At 69.6% G+C, this 4,124-nt stretch carries 5 protein-coding genes and 1 pseudogene; 4 read left to right on the top strand and 2 right to left on the bottom strand.

Annotation, left to right across the window (positions count from 1 at the left end; all coding sequences use genetic code 11):
- A pseudogene (locus RTM68_RS17390) lies at positions 1 to 561 on the bottom strand (short-chain dehydrogenase); the annotation flags it as partial.
- A 208-nt stretch (positions 562 to 769) separates the two neighbouring features.
- Between RTM68_RS17390 and RTM68_RS17385 the strand changes: the two are divergent.
- The 4 genes from RTM68_RS17385 (at position 770) to RTM68_RS17370 (ending at position 2,834) form a co-directional block, all read left to right on the top strand.
- Positions 770 to 1,834 (top strand): M4 family metallopeptidase, encoded by a 1,065-nt coding sequence (locus tag RTM68_RS17385; protein ID WP_312173376.1) that lies wholly within the window; start codon positions 770 to 772, stop codon positions 1,832 to 1,834.
- Entirely contained in the window at positions 1,809 to 2,132 is a 324-nt protein-coding gene (locus RTM68_RS17380) for a protealysin inhibitor emfourin (RefSeq protein WP_312173374.1), read from the top strand. The genes RTM68_RS17385 and RTM68_RS17380 overlap by 26 nt, the downstream gene beginning before the upstream one ends.
- A gap of 53 nt (positions 2,133 to 2,185) precedes the next feature.
- A complete protein-coding gene (locus RTM68_RS17375; protein WP_312173371.1) occupies positions 2,186 to 2,515 on the top strand; it encodes a hypothetical protein in 330 nt (109 codons plus the stop codon).
- Between the two features lie 88 nt (positions 2,516 to 2,603).
- On the top strand, positions 2,604 to 2,834 hold the full coding sequence (locus RTM68_RS17370; protein WP_312173368.1) for a hypothetical protein: 231 nt from the start codon (positions 2,604 to 2,606) through the stop codon (positions 2,832 to 2,834).
- 91 nt (positions 2,835 to 2,925) lie between these two features.
- Here RTM68_RS17370 and RTM68_RS17365 read toward each other — a convergent pair whose 3' ends face one another.
- Positions 2,926 to 3,981: a mechanosensitive ion channel family protein gene (locus tag RTM68_RS17365; protein WP_312173366.1), complete on the bottom strand. Its 1,056-nt coding sequence runs from the start codon at positions 3,979 to 3,981 to the stop codon at positions 2,926 to 2,928.
- Between the last annotated feature and the right edge of the window lie 143 nt (positions 3,982 to 4,124).

The raw sequence follows: 4,124 nt of genomic DNA, 5'->3' as shown, positions 1-4,124 counted from the left end.
GGCGTCGCGCGGGAAGCGCGTCGTGATCGTCGTGTGCGCGCCGTCGCGCAGCAGCCGCAGCGCGATGTGCATGCCGATCTTGGCGCGGCCGCCGGTGAGCAGCGCGCGCTTGCCGGTGAGGTCGGTGCGGGCGTTGCGCTTGCCGTGGCTGAAGCGCGCGCAGTCGGGGCAGAGCTGGTGATAGAACGCGTCGACCACCGTGTACGGCTGCTTGCAGATGTAGCAGTTGCGGGGCTTGAGCAGCTCGCCCGCGATCGGGGCGTCGACGACGCTGGTCGCGAGGTCGTGGCCGCGGGTCTCGTCGTCGATGCGGTCAGGAGCGCCCGTGGCGGTGCGGGCGACGACGGCCTTGTCGGCCTCGGCGATCGCATCGCGGATCTCCTTGCGGCGCACGCGCTTGACGGCCTTGAACATCGCGGCGGTCGCGTGACGCACGGCGACGAAGTCGGGATGCTCGTTGTCGATCTGATGCAGTTCCGAGAGCACCCGCAGCGTCGTGGCGAGGTCGTCGGGGTCGATGCCGGGTCCGAGGTCGGAAGAGGCGTCGGATGCATCGGTCATTGGGCCGATTTTACGCGAGGAATCTGGGATGTCGCCGCCCGGGGCCGAGGCCCCGCACGAGCGCCGCGTCGGCACCCCCGCGTGGGGCGGCCTTCACCCTGTAGGGAGGCCGGATGCCGCGCCATCCTCCGCCCGATGCGGAGAAATCCGCCCATGGCGATGCACCGGGCCCCTCCTCAACGTCGGACCCCCGGCGTAGGGTCAGAACATGAGCAGCCACACCGAACCCCACGGAATCGTCCCCTCCTACCTGCTCGCGCGCCTGGCCGAATCAGGCCGCTATCCGGGCGCCGCCGCTGCCGCCCGACAGACCCTGACGGCCGGCAGACCGCCGTTCCGCGCGCGCCTCGACCTGTCGATCGACGAGAACGGAGACCTGGTCGCCGAGCTCTCCGACGCCCCCAACCGCACGATCAGCGACGCGGGCGACACGCAGACCCTCCCGGGCGCCGTCGTGCGCGGCGAAGACGACGAGCCCGTCGCCGACGACGCGGTGAACCAGGCGTTCGACGGTCTCGGGGCGACGTTCGAGCTGCTGCTCACGGCGTTCGGCCGCAACTCGCTCGACGGCGCCGGGGCTCCTCTCGATGCGACCGTGCACTACGGGGTCGACTACGACAACGCGTTCTGGGACGGCGAGCGCATGGTGTTCGGCGATGGCGACGGCGAGGTCTTCGTCGGCTTCACCCGGTCGACCACGGTCATCGGTCACGAGCTCGCGCACGGCGTCGTGCAGTACACCGCGAACCTCGAGTACCAGGGCCAGCCCGGGGCGCTGAACGAGTCGATCGCCGACGTCTTCGGCGCACTCACCGAGCAGTACCTGCTCGAGCAGAGCGCGGCCGATGCGACCTGGCTCATCGGCGCCGAGATCTTCACGGATGCCGTGCAGGGCAAGGCTCTGCGATCGATGATCGAGCCGGGCACGGCCTACGACGACGACGAGCTCGGCAAAGATCCGCAGCCCGCCCACATGAGCGACTTCGTGCGCACGACAGAGGACAACGGCGGCGTGCACATCAACTCCGGCATCCCCAACCGTGCCTTCGCGCTCTTCGCGATCGACCTCGGCGGCAACGCCTGGGAGACCGCGGGCACCGTCTGGTACCGCGCCCTGACCGGCGGACTCTCGAGCACCGCGAACTTCACCGAGTTCGCCGATGCGACGGTCGCTGCGGCATCCGCGATCGACGACGCCACAGCGACAGCCGCTCGACGGGCGTGGTCGACCGTGGGAGTCTATGAAGATGAGCGAGTCCCCCGCACCGAGTGACCGACAGGTCGTCATCGCGGTGGTGCGCACGGGAGGCATCGCCGGCATCCGTCGTCAGTGGCGGGTCGAACCCGACCCGGCGGATGCTCCCGAATGGCTCACGATGGTCGACAGCTGCCCCTGGGATGCCGACGGCGACGCGTCGACCGGAGCCGATCGGTTCGTCTGGCTGATCCGCGTGCACACGCCCTCGGAGAAGCGCGAACGCGAACTGCCCGATTCGGCGCTCGACGGCCCCTGGCGCGAGCTCGTCGACGCCGTGCGCGTGGCCGCGAAGGCTGCCGCATCGGCGGACTGACGCCTACGCTGGGAGCCAGCCGGCGCGACGACGTCGGCGTTGAGGGGAAGATCATGCTGACATCCGACGAAGCGGCACGGCTGCTCGGCCTCGCCCGCGACGCGCACACCCGCGGCGATGTGCTGCTGCACCTGCAGGTCGAGGTCAGCCGCCTCACCGGCGAGGCGTCGTCGTGGGGGTCGGCCGACAACACGTTCACGAGCAACGAGAGCGTCGGCTACTTCCTCGGCGAGGTCGAGGGCATCGGCTGGCGCCTCGAGCACACCGGCTACACCTTCGTCGAGTCGGGCGCGACGACCTCGGCGCGCATGTTGAGCAGCGGCACCGGCGTCGTGAACCACGGCGCGGTGACGGGGTACTTCACGTTCCGTCGCGTGACCTGACCGCGGCATCCGCCCGAATCGGGCAATCCGGTGTGAATCGTGACGATCGAGCATCCGCCGAGCGCCCGTCGGGGACACAATGGTGCCCATGGGTCTTTTCCAGCAGCGTCCCGAAGAGCAGGAGAACGAGTGGGCTCTGCCCTCCGAGCCCCTCGAGCGATCGGAGGCCGAGGTGCTTCCGACCACTCCCACGGTCGATCCTCTGTCGCTCGGCATCGGCCTGGAGTCCGGCGGCTCGGTGACGTCGATCGTCTTCCCCGTCGCCCCCGCGCCGCCTGCGGCCGAGGCACCCGCCGAGTCTGGCGAGCCTGAAGACTGACACCCCGCACCGGAATTCGAATCGCTCACTTTGCAGTTCTGCGCCACCGAAAACTGCAAAGTAAGCGATTCGAAAGGTGGGAGGCGGGACGTCAGACCGCGGTGTGCTCGGGGGCGAGGTCGACACGGGTGCGGGGGAGGGCCTCGGGATGCTCCCGCTGCAGCCACTCCATCAGCTTCTCGCGAACCTCGCAGCGCAGCGCCCACTGGTCGTCCGAGTCCTTCGACGACATGACCAGCCGCACGGTCACGAAGCCGCCCTGGGCGTCGGTCACGACCGCGCTCGAGGAGCGCCCGTCCCACGCGGGTGACGCCTCGACGATGCGCTGGAACTCGGTCCGCAGATCCGCCATGGGCACCCGCCAGTCGAGGTCGAGGTAGACCGTACCGAGGATCTTGTCGGAGCGCCGCGTCCACGTCTCGATCGGCGTCGTCGTGAAGTAGTTGCACGGCACCACCAGCCGTCGCTCGTCCCAGATGTAGACGACCACGTACGAGAGATTGATCTCGCCGATCCGCCCCCACTCACCCTCGACGACGACCACGTCGCCCACCCGGATCGCATCGGTGAACGCGACCTGCACGCCGGCGATCAGGTTGCCGAGGATCGACTGGGCCGCGAGGCCGGCGATGATGCTCACGATGCCTGCAGAGGCGAGCAGGCTGGTGCCCACCGCGCGCATCTCGGGGAAGGTGAACAGCACGGTCCCGAGCGCGAGCACGGCGATCGTCACGAGCACCAGGCGATGGATGACGAGCAGCTGCGTGCGCCGACGGCGGGCCTCGGGGCCGACGAGCAGCGTCTCCTCGCGAGAGATCAGGCGCTCGAAGCCGAAGGAGACCGACGCCGCGAGCCACCAGGAGCCCGTCAGGATCGTGGCGATCAGGAAGAGCCTCGAGACCGCCGGCCACCAGGTCTGTGTCGAGGGCTCGGTGGCCGCGGCCGAGATCCAGATCGCGACCACCGCCGTCGTGACGATCATCGCGTTGCGCACCCGTCGTTCGAGATCACGCACCCACGGCACCCGGCGGCTGACGAGGGCGGCGACGAGAGCGAGCAGCGCGAGAGCGGCAGCGGCGACGACGAGCGCGGTGGCGATCGCCGCCGCGGTGCCGACCCAGGAATCCCATACGAAATCGGTAGGCATCCGCCCACACTATGACGCGACGGCGATCGATGCGAAAGCGCGCGAGACGATGGGTGTCGTCGGCCGCGGCTACGGTTGAGGGATGACGATCACCGCCGCCGCAGACGGCTCCGCCCTGGGCAACCCCGGCCCGAACGGCTGGG

The sequence above is a fragment of the Microbacterium sp. genome (assembly GCF_031988965.1).
Classification (GTDB): Bacteria; Actinomycetota; Actinomycetes; order Actinomycetales; family Microbacteriaceae; genus Microbacterium.
The sequence above is the reverse complement of the archived record's forward strand: the minus strand, read 5'-3'. Positions and strand labels throughout refer to the sequence as shown.